Here is a 26,689-nt window from a genome sequence, read left to right as displayed (position 1 = left end):
CCCTTACGGGGCGCGGGGATTTTTCAATGGGCGCGCATACCGCGCCCCGTAAGGGGCGCGGGGCTGTTACATCATGCGGCTCCGCCGCGTGGGCGCGATCAGCCACAGCCGACCCGCAGCCGACCGACTAGCCCTGCGGCAGGGCCGCAAGCTGCCCGGTGATCCGCTCGATGTCGGCCTCCGCGGCAGCGAGCCGCTGCCGGATCTTCTCCTTCACCGGCTCCGGCGCCTTGGCGACAAACGCCTCGTTCCCCAGCTTGGCGTTCGCCTGCGCAAGCTCCTTCTCGGCAGCCGCCAAATCCTTGGCAAGCCGCTTCCGCTCGGCCTCGAAGTCGATGACACCCGACAGGTCGAGCGCGACCGTGGCCCCGGCCACCGGCAGGGTCGCGGTGGCGTGGAAGCCGTCCCCGGCGGGCTGCAGGCGCAGCAGCTGACGAATGGCACCCTCGTGGGCGGCCAGCGCCGTGCCGGACAGGCCGAGCTGCGCCGGAACCTTCTGACCGGGCTGCAGTCCCTGGTCGGAGCGGAAGCGGCGGACCTCGGTGATGACCCGCTGCAGCTCCTCGATCTCCCGCTCGGCGGCGGCGTCGCGGTAGCCGGAGTCCTTCGGCCACTCGGTGACGACGACCGACTCCTTGCCGGTGAGCGCGGTCCACAGCGTCTCGGTGACGAACGGGACGACCGGGTGCAGCAGGCGCAGCGTGACGTCCAGGACCTCGCCGAGGACGCGCGCCGAGACCTTGGCCGGCTCGCCGCCGCCCATGAAGGTGGTCTTGGACAGCTCGACGTACCAGTCGAAGACCTCGTCCCACGCGAAGTGGAAGAGCGCGTCCGTGAGCTTCGCGAACTGGTAGTCGTCGTAGTACGCGTCGACCTCGGCCACCACGGAGTTGAGCCGCGAGAGGATCCAGCGGTCGGTGGCCGACATCTGCTCGGCGGGCGGGAGTTCACCCTCGACCGTGGCGCCGTTCATCAGCGCGAAGCGCGTGGCGTTCCAGACCTTGTTGGCGAAGTTGCGCGAGCCCTGGACCCAGTCCTCGCCGATCGGCACGTCCACACCGGGGTTGGCACCGCGGGCGAGGGTGAAGCGGACGGCGTCGGAGCCGTACTTGTCCATCCAGTCCAGCGGGTTGACCGCGTTGCCGAAGGACTTCGACATCTTCTTGCCGAACTGGTCGCGGACCATGCCGTGCAGGGCGATGGTGTGGAACGGCGGGGTGCCGTCCATCGCGTAGAGACCGAACATCATCATCCGGACGACCCAGAAGAAGAGGATGTCGTAGCCGGTGACGAGGACGGAGTTCGGGTAGAACTTCTGGACGCTCTCGGTCTGCTCGGGCCAGCCGAGGGTGGAGAACGGCCACAGGCCGGAGGAGAACCAGGTGTCCAGGACGTCGGTCTCCTGGTGCCAGCCCTCGCCCGTCGGCGGCTGCTCGTCCGGGCCGACGCAGACCATCTCGCCGTCCGGGCCGTACCAGACCGGGATGCGGTGGCCCCACCAGAGCTGGCGCGAGATGCACCAGTCGTGCAGGTTGTCGACCCACTCGAAGTAGCGCTTCTCCATCTCCTCCGGGTGGATCTTGACCTTGCCCCCGCGGACGGCGTCGGCGGCGGCCTTGGCCAGCGGAGCGGTCTTGACCCACCACTGCATGGACTGGCGCGGCTCGAGCGTCGTCTTGCAGCGCGAGCAGTGGCCCACGGAGTGGGTGTACGGGCGCTTCTCGGCGACGATCCGGCCCTCGGCGCGCAGGGCGCCGACGATGGCGGAGCGGGCCTCGAAGCGGTCCAGGCCGAGAAAGGGGCCGTGGACGGTGATGACGCCGTGCTCGTCGAGGACGGTCAGCGACGGCAGGGCGTGCCGGCGGCCGATCTCGAAGTCGTTCGGGTCGTGGGCCGGGGTGACCTTGACGGCGCCCGTGCCGAACTCGGGGTCGACGTGCTCGTCGGCGACGACCGGGATGCGGCGGCCGGTCAGCGGCAGCTCGATCTCGGTGCCGATGAGGTGCTGGTAGCGCTCGTCCTCGGGGTGGACGGCGACGGCGGTGTCACCGAGCATCGTCTCGGCGCGGGTCGTGGCGACGACGATCGACGCGTCGCCCTCGCCGTACCGGATCGAGACGAGCTCGCCGTCGTCGTCCTGGTACTCCACCTCGATGTCGGAGATGGCGGTGAGGCAGCGCGGGCACCAGTTGATGATGCGCTCGGCGCGGTAGATCAGCTCGTCGTCGTAGAGCTTCTTGAAGATCGTCTGGACGGCCTTGGAGAGGCCCTCGTCCATGGTGAAGCGCTCGCGCGACCACGCGACGCCGTCACCGAGGCGGCGCATCTGGCCGGAGATCTGCCCGCCGGACTCCGCCTTCCACTGCCAGACGCGCTCGACGAACGCCTCACGGCCGAGGTCGTGCCGGGACTTGCCCTCCTTGGCCAGCTCACGCTCGACCACGTTCTGCGTGGCGATACCGGCGTGGTCCATGCCGGGCTGCCACAGCACCTCGTAGCCCTGCATGCGCTTGCGGCGCGTCAGCGCGTCGATCAGCGTGTGCTCGAACGCGTGGCCGAGGTGGAGGGAACCCGTGACGTTCGGCGGCGGGATGACGATGGTGTACGGCTCTTTGTCGCTCTGCGCGTCGGCCTCGAAGTAGCCCCGCTCTACCCAGCGCTCGTACAGCGGCCCCTCTACTTCGGCCGGCGCGTACTGGGTCGGCAGTTCGGGGACGCTGTGCGGTTGCTGCTGAGTGTTATCGGTCACGGGGGAATTCTACGGGGCGGGGGCCGAGGCTTACGAACCCGTTTACCCCCGGAGGGGGCCCTTGATCACCCATCGGCGAGGATGGCAGATCCTTGACCTGGCCACGTCAGATACGGGTCGGAACCACCGCGAAGGGGACGCAGAGTCACGATGAGCATCAACCAGCCGGGCCCGTACGGCCAGCAGGGCCCCTACGGCCAGCCGCCGCAGCCGCCGCAGGGACCCAACCCGTACACACAGGCACAGGCACCGGCACAGGCGCCGCAGCCGCAGTACGCGCAGGCGCCCATGCCCCCGATGCCGCCTGCCATGCCGCCGTCCATGCCTCCCCAGGGCACGGGGACGAGCAAGGGCAAGGCGATCGGCATCGCCGTCACGGCGGTCGTCCTGGTGGGTGCGATCGCGGGCGGCGGCTGGATGCTCCTCAAGGGCGACGACAAGAAGCAGAAGCCGGCGAAGGCCTCGTCGTCCGACGCCAAGCCGGCCGCTCCCTCTTCCGCCCCTTCGTCCGCTGCACCGGCGGGCAAGCGCTACAAGCTCGTCGCACCGGAGAAGGTGGCGGACTCGTACACCAAGGACCCGTCCGGCGAAAGCGACGGGTTCGACTCCGCTGCCCTGGAAGACCTCAAGACGCTCGGGGTCGTCAACCCGCAGAATGTCAGCGCCAGTTACAAGGCCGGCGACGCGAGCACGCAGAAGGCCGTCAAGTTCACCGGCGCGTTCGGCGACCAGGTGAAGAACCCGGAGGCGGTCGTGGACGGCCTGTTCCGGCAGATGGCCATGTCGGCGGGCAAGGAGAAGGACGGCACCAACACCTCGGTCGAGGGCACCCCGCAGAAGGTGACGCCCGCCGGGCTCGACGACGGCGGCGTGCTCAAGTGCCAGAACATGGTGATGAGCGGCCCGGCCTTCGCCGGCCACACCATCAAGACGCCCATGTGCATCTGGGCCGACCACAGCACGGTCGGCACCGTCATTCACATGGACGCGTCCGCGATACGGACGGGCGTGACCCCGACTGCCGACGAGGCGGGCGCCTTTGCGGAGCAGATCCGTCATGACATGCGGGTGGAAATCCCGAACTGATCCCCCGACTGTTCCAGAACCGTTGCCGCCCCGACGTAAGGCCGGAATAAGCCATCGGGAAGGATGGCTCGGAACTGTCGCGCGAGAGACCTGCGTCGAGTCGAGAGCCGAAGAGGAAACCATGAGCTACAACCAGCCGGGCCCGTACGGCCAGCCCCCGCAGCCGCCCCAGGGACCCAACCCGTACGGCCAGGGCGGCGCCCCCGGCCAGCCCGGCTACGGCTACCCGCAGCAGGCCCCGCCGCCGCAGTCCCCCTACGCCGCCCCGCCGGTCCAGCCCCCGTACGGCGCCCCTCAGCAGCCCCAGCAGGGCGGTTGGGGCCAGCCCCCGCAGCCCCCGCAGCAGGGCGGCTGGGGCCAGCCGGGCATGCCGGGCCCGTACGCCCAGCCCCCGAAGAGCGGCGGCGCGGGCAAGGGCATCGCGATCGCGGTGGGCGCGCTGGTGGTTGTGGGCGCGGTCATCGGCGGCATCGTGTTCTTCTCCGGCGGCAGCAACGGTGGCGGCAAGGTGAAGCCGTACACGATCGTCCTGCCGGACTCGCTGCTGGACGGGCAGTTCACGAAGGCGCCCACGCAGCCCGGCACCCAGACCACCCAGGACCTCTCCAACAACGAGAAGTCCAAGGCCCTCGGCATCAACAACGGCACGGCCGTCTCGGGCGGTTACACCAATACCCAGAAGCAGAGGCTGACGGTGGCCGGGGCCTACGGCGACGTCCCCGACCCGGCGAAGACGGTCGACGCCATGCTCGCCCAGATGGACGAGAACGAGAAGAAGGCCGGCGCCCAGTACCACGCCACCTACGACACGACTTCGCCCGCCACCGAGTACCACCCCGGCGGTTTCGACGGCGCGGTGATGAAGTGCCTGTCCAAGAAGACCACCATCTCCATGGGGACCATCACCAGCAACGCCGAGACCAGCACCTGCATTTGGGCCGACAGCAGCGCCGTCGGCATCGTCCAGCACACGGTGCCGAAGGTCTCCGGAGGCATGGCCGGCGGCATGGGGGCCGGCGACCAGGGCGCCACCGGTGACGTGATGTCCCCCAAGGACCTCTCCGACGCAACGGCCAAGATCCGCACCGCAGTCCGCAAGGACAAGTAACCCCGCACACAGCAATGAGGGGGCGCCCACCGGGCGCCCCCTCATACGTTTCTGCTCAACAAGCGCAAGCGCTACGGCTACGCGCTCTTCTCGTGCCGCTCGTCCTTGCGCACGATGCGCGGCTCCCGCGGCACCAGCGTCGGGTTCACGTTCGAGTGGACGACGTCCTCGGTGATGACGACCCGCGCCACGTCCTTGCGGGACGGGACCTCGTACATCACGGACATCAGGACTTCCTCCATGATGGCCCGCAGACCGCGCGCGCCGGTCCCCCGCAGGATCGCCTGGTCCGCAATCGCTTCGAGTGCCGGGCGGTCGAAGTCCAGCTCGACACCGTCGAGTTCAAACAGTCGCTGGTACTGCTTCACCAGCGCGTTGCGCGGCTCCACCAGAATCTGGAGCAGGGCCTCGCGGTCCAGGTTGTGGACGGAGGTGATGACCGGGAGGCGGCCGATGAACTCGGGGATCATCCCGAACTTCACCAGGTCCTCCGGCATGACCTCCTGGAACTGGTCGCTCGCCTCGATCTCGCGCTTGGAGCGGATCGTTGCGCCGAAGCCGATGCCCTTCGCGCCGGCCCGCGACTCGATGATCTTCTCCAGGCCGGAGAAGGCGCCGCCCACGATGAACAGGACGTTCGTCGTGTCGATCTGGATGAACTCCTGGTGCGGGTGCTTGCGGCCGCCCTGCGGCGGGACGGAGGCCGTCGTGCCTTCCAGGATCTTCAGCAGCGCCTGCTGGACGCCCTCGCCCGACACGTCCCGTGTGATCGACGGATTTTCGCTCTTACGGGCGACCTTGTCGATCTCGTCGATGTAGATGATGCCGGTCTCGGCCTTCTTGACGTCGTAGTCGGCGGCCTGGATCAGCTTCAGGAGGATGTTCTCGACGTCCTCGCCGACGTAGCCGGCCTCCGTCAGGGCCGTGGCGTCGGCGATGGCGAAGGGGACGTTGAGCATGCGGGCCAGCGTCTGCGCGAGCAGCGTCTTGCCGGAGCCCGTGGGGCCGAGCAGCAGGATGTTGGACTTGGCCAGTTCGATGCCGTCGTCGCGGTTGTGGCCGCCGGTCTCGCCGGCCTGGACGCGCTTGTAGTGGTTGTAGACGGCGACGGAAAGAGCCTTCTTGGCGGCTTCCTGGCCGACCACGTAGCCCTCGAGGAACTCGTAGATCTCACGGGGCTTGGGGAGTTCCTCCCAGCGCACCTCGGAGGTCTCCGCGAGCTCTTCCTCGATGATCTCGTTGCAGAGGTCGATGCACTCGTCGCAGATGTAGACACCAGGACCCGCGATGAGCTTCTTCACCTGCTTCTGGCTCTTGCCGCAGAACGAGCACTTGAGCAGATCGCCGCCGTCACCGATGCGTGCCACGAGGTGCTTCCCCTTCGCCTGGGATCCGCCCAGTTCCGCGGACCCGAGTGCTTGCCTATCGACGGTACCTTGCCGGGCCCCCCGTGCGGGCCCCCCTTGGACCTACTCGGCCAAGGGGGGTACCGGCGGCACACTGCCCGGGAGAAGACCCGGGCCGGTCTCTCAGACCGCCACGGACGACTTGCGCGTGGTGACGATCTGGTCGACCAGACCGTACGCCAGCGCGTCCTCGGCGGTGAGGATCTTGTCGCGCTCGATGTCGTCGCGGATCTTCTCGATGGGCTGGGTGGAGTGCTTGGCGAGCATCTCCTCCAGCTGCGTGCGCATCCGCATGATCTCCTTCGCGGCGATCTCCAGGTCGGAGAGCTGCTCGCGGCCCGTCTGGCTGGACGGCTGGTGGATCAGGACGCGCGCGTTCGGCAGCGCCATGCGCTTGCCGGGGGTGCCGGCGGCCAGCAGAATCGCGGCGGCGGAGGCGGCCTGGCCCATGCAGACCGTCTGGATGTCCGGCTTCACGAACTGCATCGTGTCGTAGATGGCCGTGAGGGCCGTGAACGAGCCGCCGGGGCTGTTGATGTAGATCGAGATGTCGCGGTCGGGGTCCATCGACTCCAGGCACAGCAGCTGCGCCATGACGTCGTTGGCCGAGGCGTCGTCGATCTGCACGCCCAGGAAGATCACGCGCTCCTCGAAGAGCTTCGCGTACGGGTCGTACTCGCGGACGCCCTGGGAGGTGCGCTCGACGAAGCGCGGGACGACGTAACGGGACTCGGCCTGCGGGCCCGTGTAGAGGCCGCTGGCAGAGCCCATGGGGGACGAGATGTTCATGCGGGTGTTCACCATCCTGATGGCGGTCGGTGGGCTGGGAGGTGGCTTTCCGGCGGTGTTCCGGGACCGTCAGGCCCCGGTGCCGCCGCCGCCCGGAACGCCGGAGGCGTGCGTGATGATCTCGTCGATGATCCCGTACTCCTTGGCCTCCTCGGCCGTGAACCAGCGGTCGCGGTCACCGTCGCGGATGATCGTCTCCACCGTCTGACCGGTGTGCTCGGCCGTGATCGTGGCCATGCGCGCCTTGGTGCGGAGCAGCTGCTCGGCCTGGATCTTGATGTCCGAGGCGGTGCCGCCGAGGCCCGCGGAGCCCTGGTGCATGAGGATGTCGGTGTTCGGGAGGGCGAAGCGCTTGCCCGCGGTGCCACCGGTCAGCAGGAACTGGCCCATCGAAGCGGCGAGGCCCATGCCGATCGTGACCACGTCGTTCGGGATGTACTGCATGGTGTCGTAGACCGCCATGCCGGCCGTCACCGAGCCGCCGGGGCTGTTGATGTAGAGGTAGATGTCCTTGGTCGGGTCGGCTGCCAGGAGGAGCATCTGCGCGGTGATCTTGTTCGCGATCTCGTCGTCGACCTGCTGGCCGAGGAAGATGATCCGCTCCCCGAGCAGCCGGTTGTAGACCTGGTCGCCGAGGCCACCACCGATGGCGATCTCACCGGCGGCGGAAGGCATCAGATTCGTCACGTATCCACCTGCTCGTCTCTGACGGCAACGGGCCGTCTCCGCGTCTTCTCTGAGGACCGGGACCGGCGCGGCCGGACTGCCTCCGGTGCGCTGCCAGAGTCTCCCCTGCCCTCGTATCTACGGACCCTAACGCGCTGGTCGGCAGGCGCCATCCCGCATCCGTAACTGTTCGCTCTGAGCGCAGGTTCCCCCAGGGCTCCGGGAAGCGCGACGGGCCCGGGCCGCCACCCCTGCGGGGAAGCGGTCCGGGCCCGTACCGAGCCGGGTACGGCGCGAGGATCAGGCCTCGGTGCCCTCGGCCGCGGCCTCGACGACCTCGGCGGCGGACTCGGCGAGCTCGGCAGCCTCTTCGTCGTCCTCCAGGTCGACGACGTTGCCCTCGGTGTCCTTGACCGTGGCGGCCTCGACGACGGTGGCCAGCGCCTTGCCGCGGGCGACCTCACCGACGAGCATCGGCACCTGGCCACCCTCGACGACAGCCTGGGCGAACTGGTCGGGGCTCATGCCGGAGGACTGGGCGCGGCGCATGAGGTGCTCGGTGAGCTCCTCCTGGTCGACGCCGACCTTCTCCTTGTTGACGATCTCGTCGAGGACGAACTGGGTCTTGATGCCCTTCTCGGCCTGCTCCTTGAGCTCGGCGTCGAACTCCTCGGCGGACTTGCCCTGGATCTCCAGGTACTTCTCCAGGTTCAGGCCCATCTGGCCGAGCTGGTGGTGCTCCAGGTTGTGCTTGCGGGTCTGGATCTCGTCCTCGAGAAGCTTCTCGGGCATCGGGACCTCGACCAGCTTCAGGAGCTCCTCGAGCACCTTCTCCTGGGCCTGGGTGGCCTGGTCGAACTTCTTCATGCGGGCGAGGCGCTTGCGGCTGTCGGCCTTGAGCTCGTCCAGCGTGTCGAACTCGCTCGCCAGCTGCGCGAAGTCGTCGTCCAGCGCGGGCAGTTCACGGGACTTCACCGCGGTGACGTCGACCTTGACCTCGGCCTCCTTGCCCTCGGCGGAGCCGCCCTTGAGCTCGGAGGTGAAGGTGGCGGTGCCGCCGGCCTCGAGACCGGTGACGGCCTCGTCGATGCCGTCCAGCAGCTGGCCGGAGCCGATGGTGTAGTCGATGCCCTCGGCGACGCCGTCCTCCAGGACCTCGCCGTCGACCTTGGCCTCGAGGTTCACGGTGACGATGTCGCCCTCGGCGGCGGCGCGCTCGACGGGGGCGGTGGTGGCGAAGCGCTCACGCAGCTGCTCGACGGACTTCTCGACGTCCTCGTCCGTCACCTCGGCGACGTCGACGGTGACCTCGATGCCGGAGTAGTCCGGGATCTCCAGCGCGGGGCGGATGTCCACCTCGGCGGTGAAGGCCAGCAGCTCGTTGTCCTTGAGCTCGGTGATGTCGACCTCGGGCTGACCCAGCGGGTTCAGCTCGGCCTCGTTGACCGCCTCGGTGTAGAACTTCGGGAGCGCGTCGTTGACGGCCTCCTCCAGCACCGCGCCACGGCCGAAGCGCTGGTCGATCACGCGGGCCGGGATCTTGCCCTTGCGGAAGCCCTTCACCGTGACCTGCTGGTTGATCTTCTTGTACGCCGCGTCGAGGCTGGCCTTGAGCTCCTCGAAGGGCACCTCGACAGTGAGCCGAACCCGGGTCGGGTTCAGGGTCTCCACGGCGCTCTTCACGGTTCGGTCTCCTTGGGGCTGACTGCTTGGGTTTCTGCTGATGATGTTCAGCGGATCGCGCGCGGTAGAGAAGACACACAGACGCGCAGCTTGCATAGTAACCGCAAGCAGGATGAGGCCCACAATGTGATCTTGCTGGTCGGGGTGGCCGGATTCGAACCGACGACCTTCCGCTCCCAAAGCGGACGCGCTACCAAGCTGCGCCACACCCCGTAAGTGCGAGACGTAGGGTACATGGCCGCGGGGGTGCGGGGGCGCGGAAATCCGGGGGCGCGGAGGGTGAGGAGGGGTGGCGTGCGGCGCACCGCCTCGACCCGCTACGATGCACACCGTGCCGCGCGGTCCTACACGGGTCTTTGCGGCGCACGCGGGCGTAGCTCAATGGTAGAGCCCCAGTCTTCCAAACTGGCTACGCGGGTTCGATTCCCGTCGCCCGCTCCAACGACGCCTCCGGCTCCGGCCGGGGGCGTTCTGCATGTGCGCCCGGGAACAGGTACGCCTCAGAAGCGGATGTTGTTTATCGTCTGCGCGATCGAGTCCAGGAACCGGTGGATCGACGGGGCCATGCCGGTGGAGGCGAGGAAGAAGCCGAAGAGGATCGCGACGATCGCGGGCCCTGCCTTGATGTTGTTGGCGCGGATCATCACCACCAGGATGATCGCAAGGAGCAGCACCACGGACAGTGAAATCGCCACAGTGGATCACACCTTCGGTCGGAGACTGACCACCATCGTGCCACCAACTCGCCCACGGAACAGGTGGCGTGACGATTCATCGGGGTACAACCAGGGGCTTCTCAGGGAACTCCCAGGTCCGAATCGCCTGGTACGGACCTGATCCGCCGCCTACGTCCCGGCGGTTTACCGGCTTCGGCCCGCGCGACTAGGGTTCCTCGAATGTCCCCCACCGCCACCTCGCCCTCGGTGGCCACCGCACCTCCGCTCCCCTCCTCTGCGGGCCCGGCACGCGATCCCTTCTTCGACAACGCGAAGTACCTGGCCATCGTGCTGGTCGCCGTCGGGCACGCCTGGGAGCCGCTCACCCACACCAGCCGTGCGGCGCTGGCGCTCTACCTCACGGTGTTCACGTTCCACATGCCGGCCTTCATCCTCATGTCCGGCTATTTCTCCCGGGGGTTCGACTTCACTCCCGCGAAGATCAAGCGGCTGGTCACCGGGGTCGCCGTGCCGTATCTGATCTTCCAGACCGGCTACATCCTCTTCCAGCACTGGGCGGAGGACGACGCTCCGCCGGACCCGTTCACCCTGACGAACCCCTGGTACCTGAACTGGTTCCTGGCCGCACTGTTCGTGTGGCGGCTGACGACACCGGTGTGGCAGGTGCTGCGGTGGCCGGTGCCGATTGCACTCGCCATCTCGATCGGGGCGATGGTCGCGCCGCACACCGGGCCGGACTTCGACCTGATGCGGGTGCTGCAGTTCCTGCCCTTCTTCGTGATCGGGCTGCGGATGAAGCCGGAGCACTTCGCCCTGGTGCAGAAGCGGTGGGTGCGGATCGCCGCGGTACCGGTGTTCGCGTGTGCGATCGCGGTGGCGTGGCTCCTCGCGCCGCGGATCGACTCGGGGTGGTTCTACCGGAACGACGCCGTCCAGGACCTGCACCAGCCGCTGTGGACGGCCCCGGTGATGGGCCTGGCGCTGTTCGGCTGCGCCGCGGTGCTGACGGCGGGCTTCTTCGCGTGGGTGCCGCGGAGGAGGACGTGGTTCACGGCGCTGGGGGCCGGGACGATCTCCGGGTTCCTGCTGCACGGGTTCGTGATCAAGATGTCGCGGTGGTGGGGGTGGTACGACCTCGCCGGGTGGATCCGGCAACCCGTCGGCATGGTCGTGGTGACCGCGCTGGCCGTGATCATGATCACGGTGCTGTGTACGGCGCCGGTGCGGCGTGCGCTGCGCTTTGCTCTGGAGCCGCGGATGGCGTGGGCGTTCAGAAGGTAGGGGCCCCGGTCCCGCCCTTTCACCGTTTCTCGGGGGCAAGCCCCCAAACCCCGTCAGGGACGTGGGGAACTGCGGGCCGTCGGTGGCTGGTCGCGCAGTTCCCCGCGCCCCTTACGGGGCGCTGGAATCGACCCCCTTCAGGTGCCGCATCAGCGCCTCCAACGCCACCCATCCCTCCACCGTCTCCCCGTCCCCCAGCGGGTAGTAGAAGCCCGGGCGCGCCTCCGCGCCCAGCCGTACCGGTGCCTCGGCCAGCGGCGTGCGCCCGGCCCGGGCGCGGCCGAGCTCGCGGACCTCGCCCGCGCCCAGTGCGAACGCAAACGGCACCGGCGGCCGTTCGAAGCACGGCGGCACCGCGAGGTCGCGCCGGGCCTCCCGCAGGTGGCACAGCATCGAGCGCAGCCCGTACCGGGTCGCCAGCTCCTCCGCGAGCTGCGGCACCGCGTCCAGCGGCGGCTTCTCGCCGGCCCCGTAGCCGACCGTCAGCGTGATGTCCTCCTCCACGCCGTCCGGCGTGCGCACGACCCGCAGCGTCGCGACGGCGGGCCGCTCCGGGCTGCCCACGACCACGGTCCACGTCGGCTGCGGCGCCCGCTCGTAGGCGAGGTCCGTCAACTGGCGCCGCGACCACGGCAGGTTGGCCGGCTCGGCCGTGCCCCAGCCCGACGGGAGTTCGCCGGTCAGCGCCTGCCAGGCGGCCTCCAGCGCGCCGCCGAGCACGAGGTGGGCCTCGGGCTGGTGCAGGGTCCGGAAGGACACCGACACCTGCCGCTCGTCCGTGCGCTGCACGTCGGTGAAGGCCGGGGCCACCGCGGTCTCGCCGTTCTCGTCCGTCGCCGCGAGGAACATGCCGTCCTGCCAGCGGAGCACGGCCCCGGACAGGCCGTCGTAGTAGCCGACCTTCTCGTCCTGGACGACCCAGCGCGAGGGCGTGGCCGTCGTCATCAACGACCGTGTCGGCAGCGACAGTCGGCAGTGGCCCGGCGTGACGATCTGCAGACCGCGGTCGCTCTCCAGCGTGCCCCGCATGGCCTCGGACAGCCAGCTCGTCATGGCGACGACCGGCCGGTCCTGGAGGATCACGGCGACGTGCTCCGTCAGCACGTCGACGGCCGGCTGCGCGGCCGCCTGCGCGGGCACGGCGGTGATGCCGGAGGTGTCGACGGGCCTGGACGGGTCGGCCGTGCCCGGCGCGTTCTGCGGCCACACGCTGCCGCCCAGCAGCATCTGCAGCCGGGCCGCGAAGGTGCCCGCCAGTTCCGCCGCCTGCGGCACGGCGGTCGATGCACGCGCCTCGGTCCACCACACGGGACCGTCGCCCGGAACCTCCTGGCCCAGCAGCCGGACGGCCTCGCCCGGCACCTGGAGCAGCAGCGGGGCCTCGATCGAGACCAGCGGCCGCCCCTCCGCGTCGCAGAGCTGGACCACGGCACCGTCACCGGCCGCCTGCACCCGCAGATCGGGGCCGCCGGAGAGCAGGCCGGCCAGGACGCTCCACGCGTCCGGCATCCGTTCGGTGAGTGCGATCACATCTTTGGTCATCAGCCGATTCCCCCGTTGTCCCCGTTGTCTTCGGCGGCGAGCGCCGTCTGGATCAGCCGCGTGGCCTCGCCGCGCCGGACGAGGGTGCCCCTGCCGGGCGGCTGTGCGCTGGCGTACACACCGGGGAAGAGCTGGCCCTCCTGCCGGTCGCCGGTCATCACGACGGCCGCCGTTCCGCTCTCCCGGAGCGTCATCAGGAACGGCTCGTACAGCGCCCGCGACGCACCGGCCACGCGCCGCGTGACCACGAAGTGCAGGCCGATGTCCTGGGCGGAGGGGATGAACGGCAGGAAGGGCGCCAGCGGTTGCTGTCCCGCGGTGGTGAGGATGTCGTAGTCGTCGATGAGGATGACGATGCGCGGGCCGGAGTACCAGGTGCCGGACGCGAGGGCGTCCTGGGCGGCCAGGTCGTCCGGCATGCGCTTCTCCAGCTCGGTGGCGATGCCGGTGGCGAGGGCGCCGCAGAGCTTGGAGTTGTGCGCGTAGCCGCCGCGGTACTCCTCGGGCACCAGCTTGCGCAGGCCGCGCCGCGGGTCCATGACGGCGAAGACGATCTCCTCGTCGGAGTAGCGCTCCATGAGCCCCTGAGTGATCAGGCGCAGCAGGTTCGTCTTGCCGCACTCGCTGTCGCCGAAGATCATCAGGTGCTGGTCGCGCTTGAACAGGTCGAGCAGGACGGGCGCGAGGGCGGTCTGGTCGAGGCCGATGGGCACCCGGTTGGGCTCGGCCGTCACCTGCGGCAGCGAGGCCGCCGGGATCCGGGCGGGCAGCACGCGGACGCGCTGGGCGCCGTCGCCGGACCAGGACGAGCGGACGACCATGGCGGCCTGCTCGACGGCCGGGCCGATCTCGGAGGTCGAGGCGAGGCCGTCGATGCGCGGCAGCGCGGTCTGGGCGAACAGCTTGCCGTCGGTCAGGACGCGACCGGGCTCGTCGGCGGCGATGGTCTCCGCGAGCTTGCGGTCGATGCTGGAGTCGCCCGGGTCGTTGAGCCGCAGCTCCATGCGCGTGCCGAACATCGCCTGGGTGGCGATGCGTACGTCGTTCCAGCGCAGCATGCCGGCGACGATGTGGATGCCGTAGCCGCCGCCACGCTTGAGCAGGTCGGTGACGGCGTCCTCGATCATCTCGAAGTCGTCGCGCAGGGCGCCGAATCCGTCGATGACGAGCACGATCTCGGTGGAGGACAGCTCGGGCAGGCGGCCCTCGGCGCGCATCTCGCGCAGCCGCTCGACGGAGTCGATGCCGTGTTCGCGGAAGAGCTCCTCGCGGGCGGCGAGCATGCCGCGCACCTCTTCGACGGTGCGGGCGGCGCGTTCGCGGTCGGCGCGTCCGGCGATGCCGCCGACGTGCGGCAGCCCGGCGAGGGCGGCGAGGCCGCCGCCGACCAGGTCGAGCCCGTAGATGCCGACCTCGCGCGGCGTGTGCGTCATGGCCAGCGACAGCGCAAGGGTGCGCAGCAGCGTCGTCTTGCCGGACTGCGGGCCGCCGATGACGGCGGCGTGGCCGCCCGCGACGGTGAGGTCGAGGATCCACTGGCCCTGCCACTGCCGGGCGGGGTCGTCGAGCAGGCCGATCGGCACCTTCATCGCGCCCGGCCGGACGGCCAGTTGCATGCCGCGAGTGCCCGCCTGGACGGGTCCGGCGGAGGCGTCGAGCGCGATGGCGGAGGGCAGCGGCGGCAGCCAGATGGAGCGCGTGGGCGCGGCGGCGTCGCGCAGCTGGTCGACCATGACGGACATGACGCTGGGGCCGGGGTTGCGCGTACGCATGGCGGGCCCTTCGTCGCCCGAGCCGTCCTCGGGGCCTTCGAGCGTGTTGAAGGCCGGGTACGGCAGGGCCAGCGGCGCGGCATCCTCGACGTCGCGCAGAGCAGGACCCTTGTAGGGCCCTGACACGAAGCCCGCCTTGAAGCGTTCGTAGGCGCTGGTGTCGACCTTCAGGTAGCCGAAGCCCGGGATGGGCGGCAGGTGGAAGGCGTCCGTGGTGTCCAGGACGGTGCGCGACTCGTCGGCCGAGAACGTGCGCAGGCCGAGCCGGTACGACAGGTAGGTGTCCAGGCCCTTGAGCTTGCCGCCCTCGATGCGCTGGCTGGAGAGCAGCAGGTGCACGCCGATGGAGCGGCCGATGCGGCCGATGGACAGGAAGAGGTCGATGAAGTCCGGCTTGGCGGTGAGGAGTTCGCCGAACTCGTCGATGACGACGAACAGGTGCGGCAGCGGCTCCAGGTCGGGCCGGGTCTCGCGCAGCGCCGCGTAGTGGCCGATGTCGGCGACGTTCCCGGCGTCCTTGAGCACCTGCTGGCGGCGCTGCACCTCGCCCGCGAGCGAGGAGTGGACGCGCTCGACGAGGCCGGCCTGGTTCTCCAGGTTGGTGATGACACCGGCGACGTGCGGCAGTCCGGCGAACGGCGCGAAGGTGGCACCGCCCTTGTAGTCGACGAGGACCATCGCGAGGTCCTCCGGCGGGTGGCTCGCCACCAGTGCGAGGACGAGCGTGCGCAGCAGTTCGCTCTTGCCGGAGCCGGTGGCGCCGACGCACAGGCCGTGCGGGCCCATGCCGAGTTCGGAGGACTCCTTGAGGTCGAGCAGCACCGGCTGGTGGCCGTCCCCTATGCCGATCGGCACGCGCAGGAAGGCGCGTTCGCCGCGCGGCTGCCACAGGGCGGCCACGTCGAGCTGCGCCGGGTCGTCGATGCCGAGCATCTCGGTGAAGCCGACGGGGCCCGACAGGGGTGCGTCGACGAGCGATTCGGCGGACAGCCGCAGCGGGGCGATCAGCCGGGCGAGGCCCTCGGCCCCGGCCGCGCCGGCCGGGTCGGCGGTGCCCTCGACGACGGCGGGCTCGGGGGCGCGCAGATCCTCGACGTGCAGCTGGTCGCCGTCGACGGTGATGCGCAGGGAGACGTGGCCGGGCTCCTGGACGCGCTCGGCGACCAGGTGCAGCACGGTGACGCCCATCTCCGGCAGACCCACGGCCTCGTCGGGGAGCGGCAGTTCGCGGGCGTCCTCCCCGTACTCGTCGCTGACGACGAGCAGACGGCTCTGCATCTGCAGGGCGTCCTTGCCAGCCAGGCCGCGGCGCACCTCGGCCGCGTAGGAGGCGCGCTCGCGCAGGTCGCGGTTGATCAGCCGGGCGAGCCGGCCGAGTTCGGGGGCGATGCGGCGGGCGGCGACGGGCCCGTCGTGCTCCTCGGGGTCGAGGGTGTGGGGCAGCCACTTCACCCACTCCCAGTCGTCCGCCATCCGGTCGCCGGGGGCGGCGAGGGCGAGGGCGACGTCGTCGGGCGCGTGGGCGACGGCGGTCTGGGACAGGAGGGCGCGCACGACGCGCAGCACGCCCTCGCGGTCACTGCCGACGATGCTGACGTTGCCCGCGCGGTCCAGCGGGACGGTCAGCGGCAGGTCGGCGGCCGTGCTGAAGCGGGCCTTGAGCGCACCGGCCTCGTTGAGCATGAACCGGTCCGGCGGGGTGAGCACGCTGCTGCCCTGCTGTCCCACGGTCAGCGGGCGGGCGGGCATACGGCCGGTGCCGATGCGGACGCGCAGGAAGTCGTCGTCCGTGCGCCGCCGTTCCCACAGCCGGGCCGGATCGCGCACGACGTCGTAGAGCGCCTCCGGCGCCGGGTCGAGCACGCGGGCCGCCTCGCGGCGCTCGCGCTCCTCGGCGCCCAGCTCCTCGCGGAGCTCCTCCAGGTACTCCAGATAGCGCTCGCGCTGCGCGCGCCGGGTGCGCTGCGCCTTGCCGCGCTGCGACAGCAGCATGCCGACCGAGCCGATGACGGTGACGACCAGCACGATGGCGCCGAGCCCGGCGAACTGGCTGTTGCGCACGACCGTCATCATCACGACGGAACTCATCACGCCCGCGATGGGCATGAGGGTGTGCAGGGCGCCGCCGGTCTTGCCCTCGGGCAGGTTGGGCGGCGGCTCGATGGTGCGCGCGTCCGGGATGACCAGGGGGCGCGTGGTGCGGGCGGGGCGGTGGACTATGCGCGTGGTCATCGGGTGCTTCGCCTGCTCATGGCTCGGGAGAGGACGTCGGCGGCGAGTTCGGTGGCGGCCTCGCGGGTTGCCTGGCCCAGCAGTTCGGTGCGGATGGGGCCGCCTGCGGCGAGGTGCCGGTCGTACGGGAGCATCAGCACCTTGACGCCGTCCAGTTGGAGGTGGCCGCTCGCCGCAGCCACGTCGAGCGTCATGTGCGGGGAGGACGCGGCGAGGACCACGACGGTCTTCGCCATCAGCTGCGGGCGCCCGAGGGACGCCATCCACTCCAGCACCGCACGGGTGCTGGTGACGCCCTCGGCGGTGGCGGGGGTGACGAGCACCCGCGCCTGCCCGGCGACCAGGGCGGTACGGGCCAGCTCGCTGGGCAGCGTCTCGGAGTCGACGACGGTGATGCCGAAGTAGCGGCGCAGCGCGACCATGACGGAGCGGTACTCGTCCAGCTCCAGCCGGCTGCCCACCCGGCCCTGGCTGCCGGGCAGCAGCCAGCCGCCGCGCTCGGGCAGTTGGACCAGGTAACCGACGACGTCCGTCAGCTGCATCGAGGGCTCGATGATGCGGGCGAGGTCCGCGGTCGTCCAGCGCACCTTGGTCGCGCCGAGGCGCGCGGGCAGCGTGCCGAGCGCGGCGTCGGCCTCCAGCATCAGGACGGGGTCCTGCCGGTAGTGCGCGTAGGTGCGCCCGAGCAGCGCGGTGACGGTGGTCTTGCCGGCGCCGCCGCGGATGCTGGTGACGACGATCTGCCGCCCGGTGGTCAGCGGCTGCTGCAGCGCCTGCGCGACGCGGGTCGCCTCCTCGACCTCGCGGGTCGCCGAGGACCCGACGAGGCGGCGCAGGGAACGGCTGGTGCGCTTGGCGGCCGAATCCCCGCTGAACGGCTTGCCCTTGACGAGCTCCTCGGGGAGCTCGATCTCGGTGGTGACGGGGGTGGGCAGGGGCTGCCGGGGGGCGGGCCGGTAGGCGGCGGGGGCGGGTTCCGGGTCCGGAACGGCGTCGGCGGGTTCCGCGGGTTCAGCAGTTTCCGCCTGCTCGGATTCCTGCTCGGATTCCTGCTTGGCGGCCAACTCGTCGAGCTCTCCGGTCAGATTGCGCAGGTTGCGCAGCAGATCACCCTGCCAGTCGCTCTGGCCTTGCTGGTCCTGGGACATGCGGCTGGCTCTCCTAGAACTGGTGCAGCAGGCGTACGTACACGCCGAACACCCCGACCGCGAGCGGGAACAGGGCGATCACGCCGAAGGTCTCGACGAGGTCGACGGCGCGGCGCAGCCGGACGCGTACGTGCTCGGGCGGCTGGACGGCGAGGACGCCGAGCGGTACGACCGCGGCGAGCGCGAGCACGGCGAGCGGGCCGTAGGGGGTGGCCGTGCCGGTGCCGTGGGTGTGGCCGCCGTGGTCGATCCAGAGGACGGCGAGCCGGACGAGCAGCACCAGGGCCGCCGCCATGAGCGCCACGACCTCGGCCACCAGCGGGAAGGCCCGGGAGCGGGAGAGCAGCACGACGGCGAGCACGGCGGTGAGGCCGACGGTCCAGGGCGAGGGGTCGCCGACGGCGAGGATGCCGCCCGCGGTGGCGGACGCGGCGACGACGATCGTGGCGAGGACGAGTCCACGGTGCGTCGCGGCGAGGGCGGTCTCGACCTCGTGGCGGCTGACGGAGGCGCCGCCGGAGCGGCGGTCGTCGAGCCCGGTGAGCCCGGCGGCCATCAGCGCGAGGCGGGGCAGCAGGCCGAGGACGACGACGGAGACGACGGCGAGGACCGAGCCGACGCGGGCGGCGTCGCTCTGGAAGGCGGCAACCGCCTCCCACACGGCGGCCGTTGCGACGACGGCGGCGGCGCCGACGAGGCCGCCGCGGCCGAGCGGCGAGAACAGCCCGAGCAGCGCGAGGGTGACGGCGAGCGCGGCCGCGGTCGCGGCGAGGCGCGCGGGCCCGTTCCAGGCGTGCGCGTCGGCGGCGGTCCAGGCGGCGAGCACGCCGAGGGTGCCGCCGGCGAGCATCAGGATGGTGCCGAGGTCTCGTCGCCCGGCCTTGCCGACGACGGCGCCGACGACGGCTGTGAGCGCGGCGACCCCCGCGATGCCTGCGGGCACGGCGGCGGACCCGATGCTGGTGCGGGTGAGCACGCCGGCGACGAGGGCGAGGAGGACGGTGGCGGCACCGGCGGTCCACTGCCGGGCCTCGGGACGCCAGCGCCAGGCGCGTACGTCCAGATCCTCGGCGAGTTCGTCGGTGACGTCGTGCACGACGGGCGCGGAGGGCGCGTCATGGGACCGGACGAGCCGGAGGATCGCACCGTCCGGCACACCGGCCTCGGCGAGGCTGCCGTCCTGGGGCAGGACGGCCCCGTCGGCGGTCACCAGGTGCCGGGCTGCGGGCCGTTCGGCGACCCGGTCGTCGAGCAGCCGCAGGACGTCCGGGAGAAGCCTCCCGATGGGCTCGTCCGCGGGCAAAACAAGATCCACCCGGCGTCGTTCGCCGACGAGAGTGATCCTGCTCAATTCCGTACGCTGTTTTGCCCCCACGTTCACGCGGCAGAACCTATCACTGGGCCGACTCCGTCACTTTGTGCGCTTTGTGCGTTGCTTTGGGGGCAGGGGCGGATGAGGACTCGGACGTGGGCGTAGGCGCAGGCGTCACAGGCGCATACCGCTGCTGTTGCTGCTTCTGCTGCTCTTTCTGCTTGGCGAGAGTGTGCTGAATGAACGACCACCCGACGCATCCGGCGCACAGCACCGCAGCGATGGCAATTCCGGCAAATACCTTGCCGAGCTTCTCGTCCGCCGAGCGGCGGGCCCGCTGGGCCCCGTAAAGCAGCGCGTCCCGCATACGGCGCCGCCGCACGGACACCGACTCCAGCAGCTGACTGTCGTAATCCTTCGCCATCATTCCCCGTCTTGCCCGATTCACCCGGGCTTGCCGCGCTTGTTTCGCGATCCGGCAGACCACCCCCACGGTGGCAGCCCGGTCCGGCTCGGAACCGGCGCCGGGAGTTTGTTCAGCTTAGCCCGTGGGTGCGACAGGGCGTTGAGGCGAGGTGCCTCAGGGAATATCTGTTACGCACGCATTACTTGATCACGAACCGCCGGCGCGGCGGGCTTTCACGGTGCCAAAGGAGGGACTTGAGCAGCCCGCGCCTCGTTGTGGATGGCCAGGCACTCGTCCATCGCCGCCCGCCAGGCGGGGTCGCCCCCGTCGAGGGTGTTCGCGGCGTTGAGCGCAGCGTGGTACCGGGCGGCCACCGCCGGACGGCGCTCGATCTCGATCTCCGTGGCCCACTTGGTGAGGAAGACACGGATGGGATGGAACGAGGCGTGCCGCGTGGCGAGGGTGAACGCCTGGTCCCGGTCGGCCTGGTACTCGGGCAGCCGCGACGGATCGAGCCGCGCGAGGGCGGTGCGGAGCGCGGGGAAGGTCGCGGCGGGCCGCGGGATGAGGTCTCCCGGCTCGTCGGCGTGCGGGGCACTCATGCAGCGGCAGCCTCCTCCTGCATCTCGTGTTGCGTGTGCGTCAGCCCGCAAGGGTACGGAGTTCTGCCGGGGATTACGGGACGATCGATGGCCAAGGATTCTGCCGGCGCACATCTTCAATCCTCCCCTGTGGGACTGAAGATGTGTGCCGGCAGAAGACCCGGCCGAGCGCGCCCTACAGCTTCGGCTCCCACGGAACCACCGTGAAGTCGCCGCTCTCCACCTTCTCGAACGGCGCGGAGCTCACGCACTTGGGCAGGTCGTTCGTGTCGCGCGGGCTGCCCGTGGACGCCCAGCTGTAGCCGAGGCGGTCGCCGTGTCTGCCTCTGTCGTCGACGGTGAAGCCGACCCGCTTGCCCACGGCGCCGTCCAGGTCGGACTTGGTGATGACGCCGGTGGCCACGGCCACCTTGCCGCCCGTGACCAGACAGTCGATCCGGCCCTCGGCCGAGGCGCCCTTGCCGTGCAGGTAGTGGCTGAAGCGGAAGGTGCCGTGGGCCTTGTCCGGAGCCATCTGGTCCTTGGCGTCCAGGTGCGCGTCGAAGGTGAAGTGGATGTCGTCCCCGGCGGATCGGTACAGCTTGCCGGTGCCGGTGAGCGAGGCGGCTTCCCGCTGCGGCCGGTTGTGCCGGCCGGCCGCGTTGTCGGAAGCGGCTGCCGTGCCGGCGGCGGCCGTGGCGATGAGGAGTGCGGCGCCGAGGGCGGCCACCCGGGTGCGGTTGCGGGGCAGGGTGAAGCGGGTCATGGAAGGTCCTTACGGTCGACGGTCGACGGTGAGTCCGGCGTTTCCGGCCGGGCTCCACACTCCCGCTCGGCGCACCCCCGGCACATCGCGCCGGAGATCGATCACCACTCAGCCGCGCGGCGGGCCGCCCATGAGACCTCGGGAGGATCCGTCATTTGCGTGCCCGCACTCCGTTATGGCTGAGGAGTCTCTTGTCCCGTGCCGGACAGCTCAGTTGGATCGAGCGCGCAAACGAAACACGAGCACCATCAGCACCAGGAGCATCAGGTGAACCCCAAATCCCCCCAGACCGGCCCGGTGTGTTCCTACACGGAGTGGGACCCCCTGGAGGAGGTGATCGTCGGCATCGTCGACGGCGCCGGCTTCCCCACCTGGCACATGGCGCTCCCGCCCGTGCTCCCCGCCGACCAGCACGCGACCTTCCGCAGCCAGGCCGGCCGGCCCTTCCCACCGGAGCAGGTGGCTGCGGCGCAGCGGGAGTTGGAGGAGTTCGTCCACATCCTGCAGAGCGAGGGCGTCAAGGTCCGCCGCCCCGAGCCGATCCCCCAGCACACGCCCTACAGCACGCTCGACTGGACGAGCACCGGCATGTACGCGGCCATGCCCCGCGATGCGCTGCTCGTGGTGGGCGACACCATCATCGAATGCCCCATGGCCTGGCGGTCCCGCTACTACGAGACCCTCGCCTACCGCCCCCTGCTCAAGGAGTACTTCCGGGGCGGCGCCCGGTGGAGCTCGGCCCCCAAGCCGGAGCTCACGGACGAGCAGTTCGACCAGGACTGGACCGACCCGGGCGAGGACGGCCCGCAGCGACTGGTCGTCACCGAATTCGAGCCGACCTTCGACGCCGCCGACTTCACCCGCTGCGGCCGCGACATCATCGCGCAGAAGAGCCACGTCACCAACGACTTCGGCATCGAATGGCTGCGCCGCCACCTCGGCGACGAGTACCGCATCCACGTCTTCGAGTTCAACGACCCGCACCCGATGCACATCGACGCCACCCTCGTCCCGATGGCGCCGGGCAAACTGCTCGTCCACCCCGAGCGGGTGACCGAGGTACCCGAGCTCTTCAAGGGCTGGGACGTGATGGCCGCCCCGGCCCCCGTCATCCCCGACTCGCACCCGCTCTACATGACCAGCAAGTGGATCAACATGAACATCCTGATGCTCGACGAGCAGCGGGTGATCGTGGAGCGGCAGGACGAGCCGATGATCGAGGCGATGAAGAAGTTCGGCTTCACGCCCATCCCCTGCAACTTCCGCAACTTCAACACGTTCGGTGGTTCGTTCCACTGCGCCACGCTCGACGTGCGGCGGCGCGGAACGCTGGAGTCGTACTTCTGACGGGCGCGGGCATCGACCGCCCCGGGGGGCCGCTTCACCTGGACGTCACCGCAGCCGGACCCGCGCGGTGAGCGGTATCGCCCCGATCGCCCCGATCGCCCCGATCGCGGCGCTCGTGTCGAGGGGACGGTATCCACGCCCGTCGGACACCTCGTACTCCCACTCCAACGACCGAGCGATCACGCCGGTGATGGGGTGGTCGCGGTAGTACCGAACCCAGTCCGGCCAGAGCCAGGTGCGGTTCTCGCCGGCCAGGGCGGCGAGCCGGAGTCGCTCGGCGGTCAGGGTCGCGTCGATGCCCTGAGCGTGACGCCGCAGGTAGTCGACGCTGTCGGCGCGGTTCCGGGTCTTGTAGCCGTTGGGCGAACGGAACGGCTTCGTGGTGCGCGTGGTGGTGCCGTCCTCGTCTATCCAGTCGACGGTCACCTGCCCGGTGCCGTGCACGGTGACGAGCGCGTCGAACGCGGCGTTCCACCACAGTGCGCCACGCCCGATCCAGCCGACCGTCAGCGTCCCGTCGGCCTCCAACCCGTGCCGGGGCACGGTACGTTCGGCCAGCTCGTGCGGCGGGACTCCGAGACGGGCCGCAGCCTTCTTCATGGACTTCACCAGGACCTTCTGCGGGTGCCGGGAGGGGCTGACCCAGTAGTGCAGGGCCCACAACTCCTCCATCGCGTCCGGGCCGCGCAGCTCGCCGAGGGCCGTGAACGCGGCACCGGCGAGGTCGTCGTCCACGCGGTAGAAGGTGTCCATGGCCTGGGCGTTCTTCCGGGCGACGACAGCGAGGTCGGCGGCCACTCCACCGGCGCCCCCGCCGAGCCAGCCGGCGGCGAGGGCGAAGCCGATCGCCAGACTCCGCGCGGGAGACGGCGGCCGGATCTGCCCGAGCTCCCGGATCACATGCCCGGGATCGGTCACCCCGTGGAAGGAGCCGCCCTGGGCCAACTCCCCCACCGCAAACCGAACCAGCTCGTCGGCACCGTCGGCTTTGAGCAGAACCTTGGCCCGACGCTTCCAGGCGGTATCGACCTTGTAGTGGTAGTCCCAGAACTGCGAGGCCGAGCCCAAGTGGAATACGAGGTCGGCCAGTTCAGGCGACAGGCCCGTCAAACGGCTCCGCGTACGGTTGCTCCAGTCGTTGCCGGCGTCGAGCAGGTTGGCCACGAGATCACTCATGCCGGCGATCCTGCCAGGGGGCACTGACAACGGCTCCGTTCCGGAGTGCATGCTTCCGACAGCGGAAACCCTCATTCCTGCGTCCGGGAATTCGAGGTTTCTGCTGCCGGAGTGCGACGCTCCGGGTAGGGCGGCTATCAGGGCCTCGTCTGCGGTATCGGCCGGGGAACTTCATACGGCGCCACGCGCTACTTCAGTTTGTACTCGCACGGCTTGCCGGACTTTCCGTCCTGGTTGTCCGCGACCTTCTTGCCGTCGACCTTGATGACGCACGAGGCCGCCCGGAGCATGCCGTCGTCGCCCTGCGTCGAACCCGGCACAAGGGTCACCAGGTGCCCGACCCTGTGCTCCGCGCCGACCACGGAGACCTTGGCCGTCTTCTGCCAGGGGAGAGAGACTTCCTCGCCCTTGTTCGTGTCCAGGTCGTAGTAGACCTGGGTCTTCCCGGTTCCCTGCACCTCAAAGGTCACTTCGTGCGTGACGTCCTTGTCGCCTGCGTCGGCCTTCGGCTCCACGCTCGACTTGGCGGCGGCATCGCTCTTGGCAGAGCCCTTGTCGCCACCCCCGCCGCTGCTGCCGCATCCCGTCAACAGAGCGGCAGTTGCGATCAGCGCTATCCCGGTGAGCGTCTTACGCATGGGTCCCCCTTGTCGATCACCACAGGCAGGCAGGCGATCATAGTGGAGTACCTGCCTTTGGTACCTCCGGTGCCGGAGACCAACGCTCTGCTGGTTGTGCGACGTTGGTCTCCGGCACCGGAGGGTCGGCCCCGCTGAATGCGAAATCCGTCAGGACGCGTGAATCCCGACGCCCAGTGCTTCCAGCAACGCCGTGCACGACCGGCAAGGCCGGGTGATCTGGCCGTGCTCGGGATCGCCGTTGGGGCGGATCTTCCGGGACAGGATGACCGCTCCCTCGAAGTGAGGCCGGGCTTCCGCCATGGTGGTGACGCGGCCATCGGCGTGCTCCGCGTCGAGTGCCCAGAACTGGTCGGAGATCAGAGCGGACTCGGCACACGTGCCGAGGAATCGCTCGCGCTGGTCGGCCGGCAGGGCGTCGAAGAATGCCTGCACGGTCGGGTGCAGGTTCGGTGTGCCCTCACCGAACAGGCTGGTGTGGCTGACGATCGTGTCCCGGATGAGCAGGGACGAAGCCACGGAAGGGTAGGTCTCAGGCAAAGTAATCCTCCGCGTCGGCAAGGGTGTCCCCGCTGAGCGCATTCGCGAAAGCTTCGAACTCGTTCTGTCCGAGGAAATAGCCGCCGGTGTGGTGCAGGTAAAAGAACCGCCCCGTCTCGTCCACCAGCCAGATGCCGTTCTCGTAGGTCTCGAAGGCCACTGGGAAAAGCTCCGAGCCCAGCTGCTCGGCAAGTTCGGCGATCTGCCGGGCGTCCCCGCGGAAGCCGATGGTGGGGTCCATCATCAAGGTCATTTTCGGCTCGCCCCCGGGGTAGGGCAGTTCAAGCCCTCCGTACGAACGGATGACGCGGATGGCCACTGCGGAAGGTGTCAGGGGCGACCCCTGCTCCGCCGCGCCGCGTACCCGCAAGGACACGAGTTCGTCGGCCCGTTCGCCGATGTCCCGGCCGGGAGACCACCCGTGCGCCGACAGCCAGCGCTCGACATCGGGCGTATGAGTGTTCAAGGTCATGAGCAGCTCCTTGCGCATACGCGCCTACGAATGAGGGTGGATTCCCAGGCCGGGAAGGACGTGCCTGCAAGTATGACAGGGCGGGAAATAGGTGCCGTGCGGCTCCGTGAGCTGTGTCTCCGGATTGAACTGCTCACCGATGGTTCGCGTATGCATGACTGCACCCTCGAGGCGCTCCCTGGCCTCTTCCACGGTTTTTATGTTCTTCCCCGTGGGGTCGAGCATCTTCAACCGGTCGTTGATCAGCGCAATTTCTGAGCACTTGCCGTGCCCACGACCCAATCGCTCGATAAGCCCCGCGTCCTTGTCCCGCTGGAGCTGGTCGAGCATGTCCTGGAGCACCGGATGGTTCTTGGGCATCTTCTGGCCACCGAATTTGGTGGTGCTGGTGTGCGAAGTGATCACGTTGTCGTGGAGCAGGCTGCCGGCACAACCCGAATCGAGCTTGTGCTGTCCCTTGGGGATCGGGGGCTCCTTGCCGGTGACAACGACATCCGGATCCCTCCGCGCCTTGTCCGCCAGGTTCTGGGACTCGTCGGTGAGAGCCTTGATCTTCTCTTCGGGCGTCAAGTGCGACACGTCCACTGCCGGTGTCCGGTGGTGCTTCATGACGTCGGCACTGGACCCGTGCCACGCCGGCTGCGGGTCGAGCGGCTTGCCCGAAGGCCCGCCGCCATGGCCTCCGGCCCCGGCGGGGTCGTGCGGCGGCGGGGGGTCTCCGGCGTCGTGACCGCCGGGGCCGTCGTGACCACCGTGGCCGTCGTGGCCACCGGGGTGGTCCCCTCCGCCGGCCTCGGCAGGGTGCGCGCCGTCGCCTTCGTGGGCGTTGCCCGAGTGCGCGTCATGAGCGTTGTCCGAGTGCGCGTCGTGGTCGTTGTTGTGGCCGCCGTCGCGCGGCGGGTTGTCGTCCACGTGACGGGGCTCGTCGTGGCCGTGTGGAGCGGAGTCGTGGTGACTCCCGCCGCCACCCGTGTTGCGGCCACCCGATCCTCCGCCCGGGGCATCGTGCCCAGGGTGAGCCGGCGCGCTGTGGCCGCCATGCGTGTCCGGCGTGTGCGAAGCGCTCCCGGAGTAGCCGGCGGGTTCACCGGCGTGGCCGCCCGTGTGCGAGGCAGCGCTGTCGGCGGCTCCGCCTCCCGCATGGGCGGATGCCTGGGGGTGCGAGCCGCCCGCGTGGACGAGGACTGGCTTTTCGGCCGGGCTGGTCTCGTGGGTGCCGCCGAGGTCGGTTTTGTGCGGTTCCTTGACGGCCGGAGGCGCGGCCAAGTTGCCGTGCTGGTCGAGGATTTTGCCCTCGGGGCTGAGGACGCGG

The 26,689-nt window shown here is 69.9% G+C and carries 22 protein-coding genes and 2 tRNA genes; 5 read left to right on the top strand and 19 right to left on the bottom strand.

What is annotated here, in order from left to right; all coding sequences use genetic code 11:
* Positions 1–127: 127 nt before the first annotated feature.
* Positions 128–2,749: a valine--tRNA ligase gene (locus ACWD4B_RS28805; protein ID WP_451423491.1), complete on the bottom strand. Its 2,622-nt coding sequence runs from the start codon at positions 2,747–2,749 to the stop codon at positions 128–130.
* 150 nt (positions 2,750–2,899) lie between these two features.
* Between ACWD4B_RS28805 and ACWD4B_RS28800 the strand changes: the two genes are divergently transcribed.
* Entirely contained in the window at positions 2,900–3,835 is a 936-nt protein-coding gene (locus tag ACWD4B_RS28800) for a hypothetical protein (RefSeq protein ID WP_451423490.1), read from the top strand.
* Between the two features lie 121 nt (positions 3,836–3,956).
* Positions 3,957–4,943 carry a hypothetical protein gene (locus ACWD4B_RS28795; protein ID WP_451423489.1) on the top strand — a complete coding sequence of 329 codons (987 nt, stop codon included), beginning with the start codon at positions 3,957–3,959 and terminating at the stop codon, positions 4,941–4,943.
* A gap of 77 nt (positions 4,944–5,020) precedes the next feature.
* On the opposite strand, the gene clpX is transcribed toward ACWD4B_RS28795, so the two are convergent.
* The 5 genes from clpX to ACWD4B_RS28770 all read right to left on the bottom strand — a co-directional run bounded on the left by clpX (position 5,021) and on the right by ACWD4B_RS28770 (position 9,700).
* Complete coding sequence (gene clpX / locus ACWD4B_RS28790; protein WP_171086635.1) at positions 5,021–6,310, bottom strand: ATP-dependent Clp protease ATP-binding subunit ClpX; 1,290 nt, start codon at positions 6,308–6,310, stop codon at positions 5,021–5,023.
* Between the two features lie 162 nt (positions 6,311–6,472).
* Positions 6,473–7,153, bottom strand: a complete 681-nt coding sequence (locus ACWD4B_RS28785) for an ATP-dependent Clp protease proteolytic subunit (RefSeq protein WP_390780215.1) — start codon at positions 7,151–7,153, stop codon at positions 6,473–6,475.
* 54 nt (positions 7,154–7,207) lie between these two features.
* Positions 7,208–7,813: an ATP-dependent Clp protease proteolytic subunit gene (locus ACWD4B_RS28780; protein ID WP_451423493.1), complete on the bottom strand. Its 606-nt coding sequence runs from the start codon at positions 7,811–7,813 to the stop codon at positions 7,208–7,210.
* Between the two features lie 291 nt (positions 7,814–8,104).
* Positions 8,105–9,487: a trigger factor gene (tig, locus tag ACWD4B_RS28775; RefSeq protein WP_451423488.1), complete on the bottom strand. Its 1,383-nt coding sequence runs from the start codon at positions 9,485–9,487 to the stop codon at positions 8,105–8,107.
* Positions 9,488–9,623: 136 nt separating this feature from the next.
* Positions 9,624–9,700 (bottom strand) — tRNA-Pro (locus tag ACWD4B_RS28770).
* 154 nt (positions 9,701–9,854) lie between these two features.
* Between ACWD4B_RS28770 and ACWD4B_RS28765 the strand changes: the two genes are divergently transcribed.
* Positions 9,855–9,928 (top strand) — tRNA-Gly (locus tag ACWD4B_RS28765).
* A 59-nt stretch (positions 9,929–9,987) separates the two neighbouring features.
* Here ACWD4B_RS28765 and ACWD4B_RS28760 read toward each other — a convergent pair.
* On the bottom strand, positions 9,988–10,182 hold the full coding sequence (locus tag ACWD4B_RS28760) for a hypothetical protein (protein ID WP_451423487.1): 195 nt from the start codon (positions 10,180–10,182) through the stop codon (positions 9,988–9,990).
* 201 nt (positions 10,183–10,383) lie between these two features.
* On the opposite strand from ACWD4B_RS28760, the gene ACWD4B_RS28755 reads away from it, so the two are divergent.
* A complete protein-coding gene (locus ACWD4B_RS28755) occupies positions 10,384–11,445 on the top strand; it encodes an acyltransferase family protein (protein WP_451423486.1) in 1,062 nt (353 codons plus the stop codon).
* Between the two features lie 111 nt (positions 11,446–11,556).
* Here ACWD4B_RS28755 and ACWD4B_RS28750 read toward each other — a convergent pair whose 3' ends face one another.
* The 7 genes from ACWD4B_RS28750 to ACWD4B_RS28720 all read right to left on the bottom strand — a co-directional run bounded on the left by ACWD4B_RS28750 (position 11,557) and on the right by ACWD4B_RS28720 (position 21,204).
* Positions 11,557–12,987: a DUF6177 family protein gene (locus ACWD4B_RS28750; RefSeq protein ID WP_451423485.1), complete on the bottom strand. Its 1,431-nt coding sequence runs from the start codon at positions 12,985–12,987 to the stop codon at positions 11,557–11,559.
* A complete protein-coding gene (gene eccCb, locus ACWD4B_RS28745) occupies positions 12,987–16,991 on the bottom strand; it encodes a type VII secretion protein EccCb (protein WP_451423484.1) in 4,005 nt (1,334 codons plus the stop codon). Before eccCb ends, ACWD4B_RS28750 begins: the two co-directional genes overlap by 1 nt.
* Entirely contained in the window at positions 16,988–18,139 is a 1,152-nt protein-coding gene (locus ACWD4B_RS28740) for a MinD/ParA family ATP-binding protein (protein WP_451423483.1), read from the bottom strand. Before ACWD4B_RS28740 ends, eccCb begins: the two co-directional genes overlap by 4 nt.
* 13 nt (positions 18,140–18,152) lie before the next feature.
* On the bottom strand, positions 18,153–19,490 hold the full coding sequence (gene eccD, locus ACWD4B_RS28735) for a type VII secretion integral membrane protein EccD (protein WP_451423482.1): 1,338 nt from the start codon (positions 19,488–19,490) through the stop codon (positions 18,153–18,155).
* Positions 19,491–19,533: 43 nt separating this feature from the next.
* Positions 19,534–19,875, bottom strand: coding sequence for a hypothetical protein (locus ACWD4B_RS28730; RefSeq protein ID WP_451423492.1), 342 nt, complete (start codon positions 19,873–19,875; stop codon positions 19,534–19,536).
* Between the two features lie 215 nt (positions 19,876–20,090).
* Entirely contained in the window at positions 20,091–20,459 is a 369-nt protein-coding gene (locus ACWD4B_RS28725; RefSeq protein ID WP_451423481.1) for a hypothetical protein, read from the bottom strand.
* 175 nt (positions 20,460–20,634) lie between these two features.
* A complete protein-coding gene (locus tag ACWD4B_RS28720) occupies positions 20,635–21,204 on the bottom strand; it encodes a hypothetical protein (RefSeq protein WP_451423480.1) in 570 nt (189 codons plus the stop codon).
* Positions 21,205–21,471: 267 nt separating this feature from the next.
* On the opposite strand from ACWD4B_RS28720, the gene ACWD4B_RS28715 reads away from it, so the two are divergent.
* A complete protein-coding gene (locus tag ACWD4B_RS28715; RefSeq protein ID WP_451423479.1) occupies positions 21,472–22,551 on the top strand; it encodes an amidinotransferase in 1,080 nt (359 codons plus the stop codon).
* Between the two features lie 45 nt (positions 22,552–22,596).
* Here ACWD4B_RS28715 and ACWD4B_RS28710 read toward each other — a convergent pair whose 3' ends face one another.
* The 5 genes from ACWD4B_RS28710 to ACWD4B_RS28690 form a co-directional block, all read right to left on the bottom strand.
* Entirely contained in the window at positions 22,597–23,727 is a 1,131-nt protein-coding gene (locus tag ACWD4B_RS28710; RefSeq protein ID WP_451423478.1) for a hypothetical protein, read from the bottom strand.
* A gap of 188 nt (positions 23,728–23,915) precedes the next feature.
* Complete coding sequence (locus ACWD4B_RS28705) at positions 23,916–24,365, bottom strand: hypothetical protein (RefSeq protein WP_451423477.1); 450 nt, start codon at positions 24,363–24,365, stop codon at positions 23,916–23,918.
* 150 nt (positions 24,366–24,515) lie between these two features.
* Positions 24,516–24,884 carry a YwqJ-related putative deaminase gene (locus tag ACWD4B_RS28700; RefSeq protein ID WP_451423476.1) on the bottom strand — a complete coding sequence of 123 codons (369 nt, stop codon included), beginning with the start codon at positions 24,882–24,884 and terminating at the stop codon, positions 24,516–24,518.
* Between the two features lie 13 nt (positions 24,885–24,897).
* Positions 24,898–25,377 (bottom strand): SUKH-3 domain-containing protein, encoded by a 480-nt coding sequence (locus ACWD4B_RS28695; RefSeq protein ID WP_451423475.1) that lies wholly within the window; start codon positions 25,375–25,377, stop codon positions 24,898–24,900.
* 24 nt (positions 25,378–25,401) lie between these two features.
* Positions 25,402–26,689: YwqJ-related putative deaminase (locus tag ACWD4B_RS28690; protein WP_451423474.1), on the bottom strand; the 1,288-nt coding region annotated here is incomplete at its 5' end.

The sequence above is a fragment of the Streptomyces sp. NPDC002536 genome, from assembly GCF_053594995.1.
Note: the sequence above shows the minus strand (reverse complement) of the source record. Positions and strands in the feature narration are given on the sequence as shown.